Raw genomic sequence first — 14,713 nt, 5'->3', positions numbered from 1 at the left:
AGTCCACCCTCGCCGCCGCCCCGGCGCCGAGGATCACCCGTGACGGGTGATCCGGTGCGGTTCGGGGCGGGCGACGCTGGCCCGGTGGGAACTCCACACACCGCCCCCGCCGGTCCCGGCGGCGGCGTGTCCCGTCGGGGCGAGGAGGAGCCATGACCGAATCGCATGCCTCGGCACGGCCGGGGGCCGCGCCCGGGCAGCCCCCCGGCGGGACGGCCCGCGAGGACCCCGAGGACGTCCTCGGCCGGCTCGGCGGCTCCTGGACCTGGATGCTGGGATCGGCGCTCGCCACCCTGCTGCCGGGCATCCTGCTGCTGGTCTGGCCGGACGCCACCCTCCAGGTGGTCGCCGTGCTCTTCGGACTGTATCTGCTGGTCACGGGCGCGTTCCGGTTCGTGGCGGTCTTCGGCCAGGACCGGGGTGAGCGGGTGCCGGGGCTGCTGACCGCGGTGCTGTACGTGCTGGCCGGGGTGCTGTGCATGCGGAACCCGCTTCAGACCATCGCCGCCCTGTCGGTGATCGTCGGTGTGGTGTGGCTGGTCTCCGGGCTGCTGACCGCCTACGCGGCGCTCGCCGCGAAGGATCTGCCGCACCGGGGCGTCCTCTTCGGCGCGGCGCTCCTCGGCATCGTCGCGGGGATCGTGGTGCTGGCCCTGCCGAGCGAGTCGGCGGTGGCCCTGACCCGGCTGCTCGGCCTGTGGCTGGTGCTGCTCGGCCTGATGGAACTCGCGGTGGCCTTCGCCTGGCGTGCGGCGATCCGGCGGATCACCGCCTGAGCCGCCAGATCACCCCCGGAGGGTGAGGCCGCCCCCACCTTGCCGTGGGCACGCTCAAAACGGACAACGACAGTCGGGCCTGGGCCCGGACGGAGGCGACAACATGAGCACAGCGATGTACCTCGCGTACGACTTCCCGCTGCTGAGCACCTTCTGGGCGATGCTCTGGTTCTTCCTGTGGATCCTGTGGTTCATCCTGCTGTTCCGGATCATCGTGGACATCTTCCGCGACGACGCGCTGAGCGGCTGGGCCAAGGCCGGCTGGCTCGTCTTCGTCGTCGTGCTGCCCTTCCTGGGCGTGTTCGTCTACGTCATCGCACGGGGCAAGAACATGGGACGCCGGGAGATCGCGCAGGCCCGCGAGCAGCAGGAGGCCTTCGACTCCTACGTGCGTGAGACCGCCGGCGGCCGGCCCAGCAGCGCCGACGAGCTGACCAAGCTGTCGCGGCTCAAGGAGAGCGGCCACATCACGGAGGAAGAGTTCCAGCGGGCCAAGGCCCTGATCTTCACCGACTACGGCCCCGCGGGCGCCCGTAAGGAGGCGGCAGCATGACTGCGACACACAGCGCACCACCCCAAACCGCGAAGCAGGGCTGGGCCGAGGGCCTGACGGTCTTCGCCGCCGTGATGCTGATGATCGCCGGCATACTCGACATCACGCGCGGCATCATGGCGATCGCCGAGGACGATGTCTTCGTCAGCACCCCCAACTACGTCTTCGAGTTCGATCTGACCAGTTGGGGCTGGATCCATCTGATCCTGGGCGCGGTCGCCGTACTGGTCTCCCTCGGCCTGTTCAGCGAGCAGACCTGGGCGCGGGTGTCCGGGGTGGCGATCGCCGCCCTCGTGATCATCGCCAACTTCCTGTCCCTGCCGTACTACCCGGTGTGGTCGGTGGTGCTGATCGCGATATCGGCGCTGATCATCTGGGCCCTGTGCGTGCGGCGCGGCCCCAGTCCCGTCGACTGAGCCGACACGACCGCGGTGTCCCGCGGTGACCTGCCCCGTGCGCGCGTACCGTGTGCGTTCGACCGGCCCGGCACATGAACGCAAGTCGACGGCCGACCGTACGCATGATGACGGGACGTAGGGAAAGGGACCACGGGTGTCGCAAGTCACGGGCCAACTGCCGGACACCGAGACGGAGGAGACGGAGGGGACGAAGGAGGAGAGCCGGGCGGAGGACGCGCCTCAGCGCCCCGGACTGTTCGGATGGCGGCTACGCCATCCCCGGGCGGCCCGGGGCGTCACCGTGGCGACGACCGTGCTCGCCGGTGCCCTGGTGCTGTGCGCGCTGCTGCTGCCGAACCGCGTCGAACGGCTGTCGTTCGGCGCGTTCTTCCGGATCCCCGCCGAGGGTGTCCTCCTCGCGGGACTGCTCCTCTCGCTGCCCCCTCGGCCACGGCGGATCGTCGCGGTGGCGACCGGAGTCCTGCTCGGTCTGCTCTCCGTCCTGAAGTTCCTGGACATGGGCTTCTACCAGGTGCTGGCCCGCCCCTTCGACCTGGTCCTGGACTGGATCCTGCTGGACGACGCGGCGGAGTTCGTGCGGGAGTCGTTCGGGCGGACCGGGCAGGTCCTCGCCGTGGCGGGGGTGCTGGTGCTGCTGGTGGTCGTCCTCGTCGCGACGACGCTGGCGACCGTGCGGCTGACCGAACTCATGGTCCGGCACCGGCCGGTGGCCACCCGGACCACGCTGATCCTCGGCACCGCGTGGATCACCTGCGTCACGCTGGGCGTGCAGGTCACCGAGGTGCCGCTCGCCTCGAAGATCAACGCCGATTACGTCGACAACCGCGTCGAGCAGGTGCGGGCCGGGCTGCGGGACGCGGAGGTCTTCCGGAAGCAGGCCGCGGTCGACGCCTTCGCCGACACCCCGCCCGACCAGCTGCTCACCGGACTGCGCGGCAAGGACGTGCTGTTCACCTTCATCGAGAGCTACGGCCGGGTCGCGATCGACGATCCGGCGATGTCCCGGCAGATCGACTCGGTGCTCGACGAGGGCACCGGCAGGCTGAAGGCGGCCGGGTTCGCCTCGCGCAGCGGCTGGCTCAAGTCGCCGGTGACCGGCGCGGGCAGCTGGCTCGCCCACTCCACGTTCCTGTCCGGCCTGTGGATCAAGAACCAGCAGCGGTACCGGAGTCTGACCACCAGCGACCGCGCCACGCTGAACAGCTACTTCCGCAAGACCGGCGCCTGGCGCACGGTCGGCGTCGTGCCCGGGGTCCGCCGGGCCTGGCCGGAGGGCGAGTTCTTCGCCCTGGACCGCATCTACGACTCCGAGCATCTCGGCTACCACGGCCCCTACTTCAGCTGGACCCCGGTGCCGGACCAGTTCAGCCTGGAGGCCTTCGAGCGCCTTGAGCACGGCAAGAAGGACCGCGAGCCGATCATGGCCGAGATCATCCTGGCCTCCAGCCACAACCCCTGGGCGCCGGTCGCCCGCATGATCGACTGGGAGGACCTCGGCGACGGCTCGGTCTTCCACGGGATCAAGGAGGAGGGCAAGGACCCCAAGGAGGTCTGGAAGAACCCGGACGACGTCCGCGCCGAGTACGCCAACGCCATCGAGTACTCGCTGCGCAGCCTCGTCGAGTACGTCGAGCGCTACGGCGACGACGACACGGTCCTGGTCTTCCTCGGCGACCACCAGCCGGTGCCGACGGTCACCGCGGGCAGCCGGAGCAAGGACGTCCCCGTCACCATCGTCGCCCGCGACCCGAAGGTCCTGGAGCGGGTCGAGGACTGGGGCTGGACGGACGGCCTGAAACCGGCGAAGGACGCGCCTCAGTGGCCGATGGACAAGTTCCGGGACCGGTTCATGACGGCGTACGGCCCGGACGGCGGCTGAGGCCGGCGTCGAGGAACCCGGCCACCCGGCGCACGAACCACTCCGGGTCGTCCAGCCAGGGGAAGTGCCCGGCTCCGGGCTGGACCGCGAGTTCGGCGTTCGGGAGGAACTCCGTGATGCGGCGGGCCAGTTCGGGGTTCGGGGCGCCGTCGGCCTCGCCCGCGAGGACCAGGACGGGGGCGGTCAGCAGGGCCAGGGCGGCGCTGGTCGCGGGTGGGTCGTAGGCACCCTCGGAGCCGAACACGCCCGCGGCCTCGTCGTTGAACTCCTGGTCCGCGAGGGCGTCGTGCCGTTGGGCCGCGGTGTCCCAGCGGCCGTAGAAGAACGGGGAGATCTCCGGGCCGGCCTCGCCGGTGCCCGCGAGCCAGGACTCCAGCGCCGGGAACGCCTCCTCGAACCAGGGCTGGTCCTTGCGGAGCCGGGCGGCGGCCAGGCGGTCCTCGGGGGCCGCGGGGATGCCCAGCGCCCACGGGTTGGCGGTGACCAGGACCAGGCGCCGGATGCGTTCCGGGTACCGGGCGGCGTAGAGCAGGGCGAGGCTGCCGCCCGCGGAGTGGGCCAGCAGGTCGATCCGGTCCAGGCCCAGGTGGGCCCGGAGCGCCTCCACATCGGCCACGAGCCGGTCGCAGCGGTACGTCCCCGGATCCGCCGGCACCGACGAATCGCCCGTGCCGCGCAGATCGAGCCGGATCACCCGGCGCCCGGCGTCCAGTCCGCCCAGGTTCCCGAGGTAGGAGGAGGCACGCATCGGCCCGCCGGGCACGACGAGCAGGGGCTCGCCCTCCCCGTGCTGGTGGTAGGCGAGTCGGGTTCCGTCGGCTGCTGTGAAGGTCGGCACGACCGTGATCCTAGGAGTCGGCGAACCGGTCCCGCAGCTCCCTTTTCAGGATCTTGCCACTGGCGTTGCGGGGCAGCGCGTCGACGAAGACGATCCGCTTGGGCGCCTTGAAGTGGGCGAGCTTCTCCCGTGTGTGGTCGATCAGTTCGGCCTCGGTGATCTCGCCGCGCGGGACGACGACGGCGGTGACGGCCTCGATCCAGCGTTCGTCGGGCAGCCCGACCACCGCGACCTCGGCGACGCCGTCGTGGGTGTACAGGGCGTCCTCGACCTGGCGCGAGGCGACCAGCACACCACCGGAGTTGATGACATCCTTGACCCGGTCCACGATCGTGAAGTAGCCGTGGGCGTCCCGCACCGCGAGGTCGCCGGAGCGGAACCAGCCGTCACGGAAGGCCTCGGCCGTTTCCTCGGGCTTGTCCCAGTAGCCCTCGCACAACTGCGGGGAGCGGTAGACGATTTCGCCGGGTGTGCCGTCGGGCACGTCCTTGCCGTCCTCGTCGACCACGCGTGCGTCGACGAACAGCACCGGGCGGCCGCAGGAGTCCATGCGGCCCTTGTGCTCGTCGGGGGCGAGGACGGTGGCGAGCGGGCCGATCTCGCTCTGTCCGAAGCAGTTGTAGAAGCCCAGCTCCGGCAGCCGTTCGCGGAGCCGCTCCAGCACGGGCACCGGCATGATCGAGGCGCCGTAGTACGCCTTGCGCAGCGCGCCGAGGTCGCGGGTGGCGAAGTCGGGGCGGTTGGCCAGGCCGATCCACACCGTGGGCGGTGCGAACAGGCTGTCCACGCGGCCCTCTTCGATCAGCTCGAAGAGCCGGTCGCCGTCGGGGGCGTCGAGGATGATGTTGGTCGCGCCGACCGCGAGATACGGCAGCAGGAAGACGTGCATCTGCGCGGAGTGGTACAGCGGCAGCGAGTGCACGGGCCGGTCGCCCGCGCTCAGGTCGAGGGCCGTGATCGCGCTCAGGTACTCGTGCACCAGCGCGCGGTGCGTCATCATCGCGCCCTTCGGCAGGGCCGTCGTGCCCGAGGTGTAGAGCAGTTGCACGAGGTCCTCGCCGCGCGGCTCGGGACCGTCGTACGCGGGTGCCGAGGCGAGCAGTTCCAGCAGTGAGCCGTCGGCGTCGCGCAGGGGCAACGTCCGTACGCCGCCGGGGAGCCGGTCCGCCAGGTCGGGGTCGGCGAGGACGAGCGAGCTGCCGGACTGGCCGACCAGGTAGGCCAGATCGTCGCCGGTGAGGTTCTGGTTGACCGGCACGTGCACCAGGCCGGCGCGGGCGCAGGCGAGGAAGCCGATCAGATAGGCGTCGGAGTTGTGGCCGTAGGAGCCGACCCGGTCGCCGGGGGCCAGCCCCTGGCCGAGCAGGACGCTCGCCGCGCGGGAGACGGCCTCGTCGAACTCCTCGTACGTCCAGGTCCGGTCGCGGTACTCGACCGCGACGCGTGCCGGGGTGCGCCGGGCGCTGCGCCGCAGCACCCCGTCAACCGTGCTGCCGTGTCCGGGCGTCATGACAGTTGATCCTCGGCCCCCGCCGAAGGGAGGTCAAGCATCGGCGATCGACATGTTCCACGGGCACATACCCGTTGGTACGCTCAACCGCCCCTTCCCCCAATGACGTTGGGAGGCTTGATGCGCATCCGCCCAAGACGGCTCGTCGTCGCGGCCGTCGCCCTGCTCACCGCCACCGCCACGCTGCCGGCGGCCGCGGCCGAGCGCCATGACCGCGACGAACATCCCTCGCACGGCGGCCTGTCGGCCGTGATCCGCTACACCGAGTACGGCATTCCGCACATCGTCGCCAAGGACTACGCGAACCTGGGCTTCGGCACCGGTTGGGCGCAGGCCGCCGATCAGGTGTGCACGCTCGCCGACGGTTTCCTGACCGTGAGCGGCGACCGCTCCCGGTTCTTCGGGCCCGACGCGGCCACCGACTTCTCGCTGTCCTCGGCGAGCCGCAACCTCTCCAGCGACCTGTACTTCCGCGGCGTACGGGAGGCGGGCACGGTGGAGAAGCTGCTCGCCGAACCGGCGCCGCGCGGGCCGAGCCGCCAGTCGAAGGAACTGATCCGCGGCTTCACGGCCGGGTACAACGCCTGGCTGAAGCAGAACCGGATCACCGACCCGGCGTGCAAGGGAGCCGCCTGGGTGCGCCCGGTCAGCACGCTCGACGTCGCCACCCGCGCCTACGCGCTCGCGGTACTGGGCGGCGAGGGCCGCGCGGTGGACGGCATCACGGCCGCGCAGCCGCCGACGACGGCCACGGCTGCCGCGGCGCCCGACGCTCAGGACTCCGCCCGCGCGGCGCGGGAGTTGCTCGCCGCGGACACCGCCGACATGGGCTCCAACGCCGTGGCCTTCGGCGGGACCACCACGGCCGACGGCCGCGGGCTGCTGCTGGGCAATCCGCACTACCCGTGGCAGGGCGGCCGCCGCTTCTGGCAGTCGCAGCAGACCATCCCCGGTGAGCTGAACGTCGCGGGCGGTTCGCTGCTCGGCAGCGCCACGGTGTCCATAGGCCACAACGCTCAGGTCGCCTGGAGCCACACGGTCGCGACGGGCATCACCCTCAACCTGCACCAGCTGACGCTGGACCCGGCGGATCCGACCGTGTATCTCGTCGACGGCAAGCCGGAGCGGATGACGAAGCGCACGGTCACCGTGGACGTGCGGGACGGCGCACCGGTGTCGCGGATGCAGTGGTGGACCCGGTACGGGCCGGTGGTCACCTCGCTCGGTGCCTCACTGCCGCTGCCGTGGACGGCCACGACGGCGTACGCGGTGAACGACCCCAACTCCCTGAACCTGCGCGCCTCCGACACCGCGCTCGGCTTCAGCAAGGCCCGCAGCACCGCGGAGGTGCTGGGCTCCCTCCGGCGCACCCAGGGCCTGCCGTGGGTGAACACGATCGCCGCGGACTCCTCCGGCCACACCCTGTTCACCCAGTCCCAGGTGCTCCCTCGGATCACCGACGAGCTGGCCCAGTCCTGCTCCACTCCGCTCGGCCGGGTCACCTACCCCTCCTCGGGGCTCGCGATCCTCGACGGCTCGCGCGGCGCCTGCGCCCTGGGCTCCGATCCCGACGCCGTGCAGCCGGGCATCTTCGGGCCCGCGAAGCTGCCGACGCTCAAGGACGCGCCATACGCGGAGAACTCCAACGACAGTGCCTGGCTGTCCAACGCGGACCGTCCGCTGACCGGGTACGAGCGGGTCTTCGGCACGATCGGGACGCAGCGTTCGATGCGGACGCGCGGGGCGATCGAGGACGTGGCGGCGCTGGCGGAGCGCGGTGAGCTGACCGTGCGGGACCTCCAGGCGCAGCAGTTCGCCAACCGGGTGCCCGCGGGCGACCTGGCCGCGCAGGACGCGGCGGCGGCCTGTGCCGCGCTGCCGGGCGGCACGGCAACGGGCAGCGACGGCAGGGCCGTCGACGTCTCGGGCGCCTGTGCGGTGCTGGCCGCGTGGGACCGTACGACGGACACCGGGAGCCGGGGCGCGCTGCTCTTCGACCGGTTCTGGCGGAAGCTGACGGCCTCGGTTCCGGCGGCCCAGCTGTGGAAGGTGCCGTTCTCGGCGGCGGACCCGGTGGGCACCCCCAACACCCTCAACACGGGCGCGCCGGGCTTCACCACGGCGCTCGCGGACGCGGTCACCGAGCTGCGGGCGGCGGGCATCGCGCTGGACTCCCCGCTCGGGCAGCACCAGTTCGTCGTCCGCAACGGTCAGCGCATCCCCGTGCCGGGCGGCACCGAGAGCCTGGGCGTGTGGAACAAGGTCGAGCCGGTGTGGGACGCGGCCAAGGGCGGCTACACCGAGGTGACGACCGGCTCCAGCTACATCCAGGCCGTCGGCTGGGACGGCAGCCGCTGCCCGGTGGCGCGCACGCTGCTGTCGTACTCCCAGTCCTCGAACCCCAACTCGGCCCACTACAGCGACCAGACGCGGCTGTTCTCCGGCGAGAAGTGGGTGACGTCCCGGTTCTGCGAGAAGGACATCCGCAAGTCGCCCGCGCTGCGGGTGGTCATGGTGCGTGAGCACGGCTGAGGCCGCTCAGCGGGTACGGCCGTACATGAGCCGTCGCAGCACCGCTTCGGCGGGGCCGCGGCGGCCCGTGCGTTCCAGGGCGTACGCGCCCGCCACGGTGACCAGCCAGACCGCGGCGGCGAACAGGGCCATCCCAGCGCTGCCGAGGTGGGCGCCGAGGCCGAGCCCCCAGGCGGCCAGCAGAGGGGCGAAGAGCAGGGAGTGGCCGAGGTAGCAGGACAGGGAGCGTTTGCCGACGGAGGTCACCGCGGCCACGGCGGTGGCGCCCCGGCGGTGTTCGCGGGTGGTCCACCAGTGGGCGAAGAGGGCGACGGCCGCGACGTAGCCGAGTCCGGCGGCGTAGCCGGTGGCGTCCCGCAGGATGGTCAGCGCGCCGGTCTCGCTCTGGGCGTCTGCGGGCACGTCCAGGGCACCGACGTGGGCGAGGGCCGCGGGCAGGGCGCCGAGCCAGCCGACCGCGATGCCGATGACGGCGGTCCGGCGCAGCAGGGTGCGGTGGCGGCCGGGCTCCTCCAGGACGCGGTGCCGGGCGGCGAGGAAGCCGAGCAGGAACACCACGAACCCGCCGCCGACGAGGAACAGCGGCGCGGCGACGAAGGTGATGAACAGGCCGGTCTGCGCCCGGATGCCCGCGGCGCCGAGCCAGCTCTCCTCGCCCGACGCGAACGCCTTGAAGCCGGGCTCCGCGCCAGCGTCGCCCAGCGTACCCAACTCGCCCCGCAGCAGCGCCGATATGACTGGTTCGGCTGAGGTCAACAGGAGCAGGGCGACCGCTACGCCGATCCACCACTTCAGGGCGCGTTCACTGCGCCGCAGGAAGGCAAGGCCCAGGATGAGGCTCAGCACGCCGTAGAAGCCGATGATGTCGCCCGCCATGAGGAGGGTGGAGTGGGCCAGACCGATGACGACGAGCCAGAGGCTGCGGCGGCGGAGGATCCGCACCGCGTCGCGTCCCGCGGTCCCGGCGGTGGTCTGGCGGAGGTAGAGCTGCATCATGCCGTAGCCGAAGAGGAACGCGAAGAGCGGGTAGATCCGCAGGTCGAGCACGGTGATCATGGTGAACTGCACCGTGTGGTCGAGCCAGGAGCCGGAGACGGGCTGCCATCCGGACGGTCCGTGCCGGGCGGCCCAGAGGTGGAAGGCGGTGTTGGACATGACGATGCCCAGCAGCATGATGCCGCGGGCGAGATCGGGGGCGAGCGCCCGTTCCCCGGGCTGTACGCCGCCGCGCCGCAGCCGGCCGTCCGTCAACGTGGTCGTCATGCGTCCACGCTAGGAAGGCCGGTCGGCGCCGGGGATCGGCCGAAGGTCGACCGCGGGCCGACGAAAGGATGACGTCCGGGCCGACGCCTACGACCAATTGCTGGTCGTCACATCGTTCGGGTGCGTCCCTCCCAGTACGGGTCGCGCAGCCGTCGCTTGTAGAGCTTGCCGTTGGGGTCGCGGGGCATCTCCGCGACGAAGTCGACGCTCTTCGGGCACTTGAACCCGGCGAGCCGTGCGGCGCAGTGGGCGAGGAGGTCGGCGGCGAGGTCGGGGCCCGGGGTGCGGCCGGGGGCGGGTTCCACGACGGCCTTGACCTCCTCGCCCCAGTCGTCGTGCGGGATGCCGAAGGCGGCGGCGTCGGCGACGGCCGGGTGGGCGAGCAGCACGGACTCGATCTCGGCGGGGTAGATGTTCACCCCGCCCGAGATGATCATGTCGATCTTGCGGTCGCGCAGGAACAGATAGCCGTCCTCGTCGAGCAGGCCGAGGTCGCCGACGGTGAAGTAGTCACCGATGCGGTTCTTGCGGGTCTTGGTCTCGTCCTTGTGGTAGGCGAAGCCGCCGGTGCTCATCTTCATGTAGACGGTGCCGAGTTCGCCGGGCGGCAGCCGGTTGCCGTCGTCGTCGAAGACCGCAAGTTCGCTGATGGGCCACGCCTTGCCGACCGTGCCCGGCTTCTTCAGCCAGTCCTCGGCGGTCGCGAAGGCCCCGCCGCCCTCGCTGGCCGCGTAGTACTCCTCCACGCAGTTGCCCCACCAGTCGATCATCGCCCGCTTCACATGGTCGGGGCAGGGCGCGGCACCGTGGATGGCGTGCCGCATGGCGGAGACGTCGTAGCGGTGCCGTACCTCTTGTGGGAGGGCCAGCAGCCGGTGGAACTGGGTCGGGACCATGTGGGTGTGGGTGCACCGGTGGGTGTCGATCAGGCGGAGCATCTCCTCGGGCGCCCACTTGTCCATCAGCACCAACCGGTGCCCGATGTGCAGGGAGGCGCCCGCGAATTGGAGCACGGCCGTGTGGTAGAGCGGCGAGCAGACGAGGTGCACGTTGTCGTCGTACGGCTTGATGCCGAAGATGCCGAGGAAGCCGCCGAGATAGGCCTCCTCGGGGAGTTTTCCGGGCAGCGGGCGGCGGATGCCGCGGGGGCGGCCGGTGGTGCCCGAGGTGTAGTTCATGACCCAGCCGAGGGTGCGGTCGGCGGGCGCCGAGTCCGGTTGTCCGTCGAGGAGTTCGGCGTACGGCCGGAATCCCTCGACCGTGCCGACGGCATAGCGGTGGGTGGCGGGGAGCCCGGCCTCGTCGGCGGCTTGGCGGGCGGGTTCGGCGAACCGCTCGTGGGCGATGAGCACCTTGGCGCCGGAGTCGGCGACGATCCAGGCGATCTCGGGGGCGACGAAGTGGTGGTTGACGGGCACGAGGTAGAACCCGGCCTGGCTGGCGGCGAGATAGGCGGTGAGGAACTCGACCCCGTTCGGGAGGACGACGGCGAAGGCGTCCCCGCGTTCGAGTCCCGCCGCGCGCAGGCCGTGGACGAGACGGTTGGCGGCCGAGTGCAGTCGGCCGGCGGTCCACTCCTCGCCGTCCGGGGCGACGAGGACCGTGCGGTGGGGTTCGCGGGCCGCCTGGGCCCAGAAGCCGATGGGGGGTGCGCTGGTCACTGGCCGCTCCTTCCGGCGATGCGGTTGACGCGGTCCACCGCCCGCTCGAAACCCCGGGTGAGGTCGTCGAAGACGGCCTGGACACTGCGTTCGCTGTTCATCCGGCCGACGATCTGGCCGACGGGTGTGCCGAGCAGCGGCTCGACCTCGTAGCGCTGGATGCGGGAGACGGCCTCGGCGACCAGGAGTCCTTGGAGGGGCATCGGGAGGGTGCCGGGTCCGGCCGGGTCGTCCCAGGCGTCGGTCCACTCGGTGCGCAACTGGCGGGCCGGCTTTCCGGTCAGGGCGCGGGAGCGGACCGTGTCGCCGGATCCCGCGGCGAGGAGCTTGCGGGTGAGGGCCGGTGAGTGGAGATCGGCCTCGGTGGTGGTCAGCCAGATCGAGCCCAGCCACACTCCTTGGGCGCCGAGGGCGAGTGCCGCCGCCACCTGTCGTCCGCTGCCGATGCCGCCCGCGGCCAGCACGGGGAGCGGGTCGACGGCGTCGACGACCTCGGGGGTGAGCACCATGGAGGCGATCTCGCCGGTGTGGCCGCCCGCCTCGTAGCCCTGGGCGACGACGATGTCGATGCCCGCCTCCTGGTGCTTACGGGCGTGGCGGGCGCTGCCCGCGAGGGCGGCGACCAGGACGTCCTGGCCGTGGGCGCGGTCCACGACGTCGGCGGGCGGTGAGCCGAGGGCGTTGGCGAGCAGTCGGATCGGATAGTCGAAGGCGACGTCGAGCTGGGTGCGGGCGACCTGCTCCATCCAGCCGGTGATCCGCCAGCCGGACGCCTCGCCCTCGGCGAGTTCGGGCACGCCGTACTTGGCGAGGGTGTCCTGGACGAAGGCCCGGTGCTGCTCGGGGATCATCGCCTCGACGTCGGCCTCGGTGACGCCCTCCACCTTCTTCGCGGGCATGACGACGTCCAGCCCGTAGGGCTTGCCGTCGACATGGGCCTCCACCCAGTCGAGGTCGCGTTTGAGGTCGTCCGGGGCGGTGTAGCGGACCGCGCCGAGCACCCCGAAACCCCCGGCCCGGCTGATGGCCGCGGCGACGGCGGGGAACGGGGTGAAACCGAAGACGGCGTGCTCGACTCCCAGTTGCTTGCTCAGCTCCGTCTGCATGGGCGCAGGATGCCGGAGTCCTCCGGAGGACGGAAGGGGTTCTCTGATGGTCCGTCAGATTCGTCTTCCGAATGCCTGGTTGACACGGCCCCCGTCTGACAGGAAAGTTTCAGCGCGCAAGGTGATCCCGGAAAGATACTTTCAGGCGGACTCGCGGGAGGAACCTCGATGACCGACAGCAGACGCGGCCTGACCCGGCGTCAACTGACCCGAAGTGCCCTGGCCCTGGGCGGTGCCGTGGCCATCGCCCCCTTCCCGGCGGGCCCGGCGGCCGCCGCCTCCGGCCGCAGCACCCTGCGGTACGGCTCCCCGGAGCGGGCCGGACTGCTCCCGGCGCATCTGCGGCAACTCGTCACCGACGCCGAGGCGTTCCTCGGCCCTTCCCCCAAGCACCCCTGGTACGCGGGCGCCGTCCTGCTCGCCGGGCGGGGCGGCACCGTGGCGCTGCACGAGCCGATCGGCATGGCGGTGCGCTACTCGGCGTACGACGAGAAGACCGACACCGGCGTCGAACTCCCCGCCGACGAGCGGATCCCGATGGCGAAGGACACCGTCTTCGACCTCGCCTCGGTCTCCAAGCTGTTCACCTCCCTGCTGGCCGTGCAACAGATCGAGCGGGGCACGCTGGAACTGGAGGCGAAGGTCGCCGCCTATCTGCCGGAGTTCGGGGCGGCGGGCAAGCAGGACATGACGGTCCGCCAACTGCTCACCCACACCTCGGGGTTCCGGGCCTGGATCCCGCTGTACAACGCTCCCACCCACGAGGACAAACTCCGGCTGATCTGGAACGAGGCCCCGCTCAACCCGCCGGGCACCCGTTATCTCTACTCCGACCTGAACCTGATCTCGCTCCAGTTGGTACTGGAGAGGATCACCGGCCGCCCGCTGGACACCCTGCTCCACGAGGAGATCACCGGGCCGCTGGGCATGGACCGCACCCGCTACAACCCGCCTGCCGCCTGGAAACCCCGGATCGCGGCCACCGAGGACGCCCGCAAGCCCTGGTCGGGCCTCGACCGGGGACTGGTGTGGGGCGAGGTGCACGACGAGAACGCCTTCAGCCTCGGCGGCGTCGCCGGCCACGCGGGCGTGTTCTCCTGCGCCTGGGACCTGGCGGTGCTCGGCCGGACGCTGCTCAACGGCGGTGCGTACGGCAGGACCCGCATCCTGGAACCGGAGTCGGTGGAGCTGATGTTCACCGACTTCAACACCGACTTCCCCGGCGACGAGCACGGTCTCGGCTTCGAGCTCTACCAGCACTGGTACATGGGCGCCATGGCCACTCCGCGCACCGCGGGCCACACCGGGTTCACCGGCACCTCGCTGGTCCTCGACCCGACGACGGACTCCTTCCTGGTGGTGCTCGGCAACTCGGTCCATCCGGTGCGGAGTTGGCGCTCCGGCTCCGCACCCCGGGTGGCCGCGGCCAACAACCTGGCCCGAGCCGTTCCGGTCCGCCCACGCCATGGCCGTACCGCCTGGTTCTCCGGCATGGCGAGCGCCGCCACGGCCACGCTCGCCCTCCCCGCGCTGGACACCTCGGCGGGCGGGGCGCGGCTGCGCTGCGCGCTGTGGTGGGACACCGAACCGCAGGCGGACGTCCTGGTCCTGGAGGCGTCCACGGACGGCGGGACGAGCTGGCAGCCGGTGCCGTTCACCACCGTGCGCCCGGGCGGAGAGTCCGAGGAGCGTCCGTCGGGTTCGGTCACCGGCTGGTCGGGCCGCGCCTGGCACCGGCTGACCGCGCCACTCCCACCCGCCCACCAACTCGCGGTGCGCTGGCGGTACGCCACGGACCGGCTGTACGTGGGCCGGGGAGCATACGTCGACGGACTGCGCGTCGAGGACGCCGACGGCATCCTGTTCGACGAGGCGCGCCCGGCGGACGCGGCGCGGATCTCGGCATCCGGCTGGACGGCATCGACCGAATGACGGCTCGGCCGGAGCTGATGGCCCCTTTCAGGTGCCCCACGCCTCGGGCCCGCCGCCCTGCCAGTCGATCAGCGAGGACTGCACGACGTCCATCTCGTCCCAGTCCTGCAACCCGGCCTCCTGGACGAACGCCGCGACGTCGAGCAGACCGTAGGCGATGCCGACGTACCGGCCGCCGATACGGACGCGTCGACCACCGTCCGCGGCGGGCGGCAGGACCGCGACTGGCTGATCGGTGACCATG

12 protein-coding genes are annotated in these 14,713 nt (G+C 71.6%); 6 read left to right on the top strand and 6 right to left on the bottom strand.

Translation table 11 applies throughout. The features are described 5' to 3' along the window. Positions 1–152: 152 nt before the first annotated feature. From BN159_RS40500 to BN159_RS40485, 4 genes are all read left to right on the top strand, one after another. Entirely contained in the window at positions 153–776 is a 624-nt protein-coding gene (locus BN159_RS40500) for an HdeD family acid-resistance protein (protein ID WP_015662877.1), read from the top strand. 103 nt (positions 777–879) lie between these two features. Continuing rightward, positions 880–1,329, top strand: coding sequence for an SHOCT domain-containing protein (locus tag BN159_RS40495; RefSeq protein WP_015662876.1), 450 nt, complete (start codon positions 880–882; stop codon positions 1,327–1,329). After that, positions 1,326–1,745: a DUF7144 family membrane protein gene (locus BN159_RS40490; protein WP_015662875.1), complete on the top strand. Its 420-nt coding sequence runs from the start codon at positions 1,326–1,328 to the stop codon at positions 1,743–1,745. Before BN159_RS40495 ends, BN159_RS40490 begins: the two co-directional genes overlap by 4 nt. A gap of 136 nt (positions 1,746–1,881) precedes the next feature. Beyond that, positions 1,882–3,627 carry an alkaline phosphatase family protein gene (locus tag BN159_RS40485; protein ID WP_015662874.1) on the top strand — a complete coding sequence of 582 codons (1,746 nt, stop codon included), beginning with the start codon at positions 1,882–1,884 and terminating at the stop codon, positions 3,625–3,627. Here BN159_RS40485 and BN159_RS40480 read toward each other — a convergent pair. Both BN159_RS40480 and BN159_RS40475 read right to left on the bottom strand, forming a co-directional pair. Continuing rightward, a complete protein-coding gene (locus BN159_RS40480; protein WP_015662873.1) occupies positions 3,596–4,465 on the bottom strand; it encodes an alpha/beta fold hydrolase in 870 nt (289 codons plus the stop codon). The two genes, BN159_RS40485 and BN159_RS40480, sit on opposite strands and share 32 nt — an antisense overlap. Before the next feature lie 10 nt (positions 4,466–4,475). Continuing rightward, positions 4,476–5,975, bottom strand: coding sequence for an acyl-CoA synthetase (locus BN159_RS40475; RefSeq protein ID WP_015662872.1), 1,500 nt, complete (start codon positions 5,973–5,975; stop codon positions 4,476–4,478). A gap of 120 nt (positions 5,976–6,095) precedes the next feature. Here BN159_RS40475 and BN159_RS40470 point away from each other — a divergent pair, with 120 nt between their 5' ends. Continuing rightward, positions 6,096–8,507, top strand: a complete 2,412-nt coding sequence (locus BN159_RS40470) for a penicillin acylase family protein (protein ID WP_015662871.1) — start codon at positions 6,096–6,098, stop codon at positions 8,505–8,507. A gap of 6 nt (positions 8,508–8,513) precedes the next feature. Here the strand turns inward: BN159_RS40470 and BN159_RS40465 are convergent, their stop codons facing one another. The 3 genes from BN159_RS40465 to BN159_RS40455 all read right to left on the bottom strand — a co-directional run bounded on the left by BN159_RS40465 (position 8,514) and on the right by BN159_RS40455 (position 12,537). Next, positions 8,514–9,770: a DUF418 domain-containing protein gene (locus BN159_RS40465; RefSeq protein WP_015662870.1), complete on the bottom strand. Its 1,257-nt coding sequence runs from the start codon at positions 9,768–9,770 to the stop codon at positions 8,514–8,516. A 107-nt stretch (positions 9,771–9,877) separates the two neighbouring features. Then, on the bottom strand, positions 9,878–11,431 hold the full coding sequence (locus BN159_RS40460; protein ID WP_015662869.1) for an acyl-CoA synthetase: 1,554 nt from the start codon (positions 11,429–11,431) through the stop codon (positions 9,878–9,880). Then, the gene (locus BN159_RS40455) at positions 11,428–12,537 is read right to left on the bottom strand and encodes an NAD(P)H-dependent flavin oxidoreductase (protein WP_015662868.1); all 1,110 of its coding nucleotides are present in this window, start codon (positions 12,535–12,537) and stop codon (positions 11,428–11,430) included. Before BN159_RS40455 ends, BN159_RS40460 begins: the two co-directional genes overlap by 4 nt. Before the next feature lie 168 nt (positions 12,538–12,705). Between BN159_RS40455 and BN159_RS40450 the strand changes: the two genes are divergently transcribed. Continuing rightward, positions 12,706–14,469 (top strand): serine hydrolase domain-containing protein, encoded by a 1,764-nt coding sequence (locus BN159_RS40450; RefSeq protein ID WP_015662867.1) that lies wholly within the window; start codon positions 12,706–12,708, stop codon positions 14,467–14,469. Between the two features lie 27 nt (positions 14,470–14,496). On the opposite strand, the gene BN159_RS40445 is transcribed toward BN159_RS40450, so the two are convergent. Beyond that, on the bottom strand, positions 14,497–14,712 hold the full coding sequence (locus tag BN159_RS40445) for a hypothetical protein (protein ID WP_015662866.1): 216 nt from the start codon (positions 14,710–14,712) through the stop codon (positions 14,497–14,499). Position 14,713: the final 1 nt, after the last annotated feature.

The organism is Streptomyces davaonensis JCM 4913 (assembly GCF_000349325.1).
Taxonomy (GTDB): domain Bacteria; phylum Actinomycetota; class Actinomycetes; order Streptomycetales; family Streptomycetaceae; genus Streptomyces; species Streptomyces davaonensis.
Note: the sequence above shows the minus strand (reverse complement) of the source record. Positions and strands in the feature narration are given on the sequence as shown.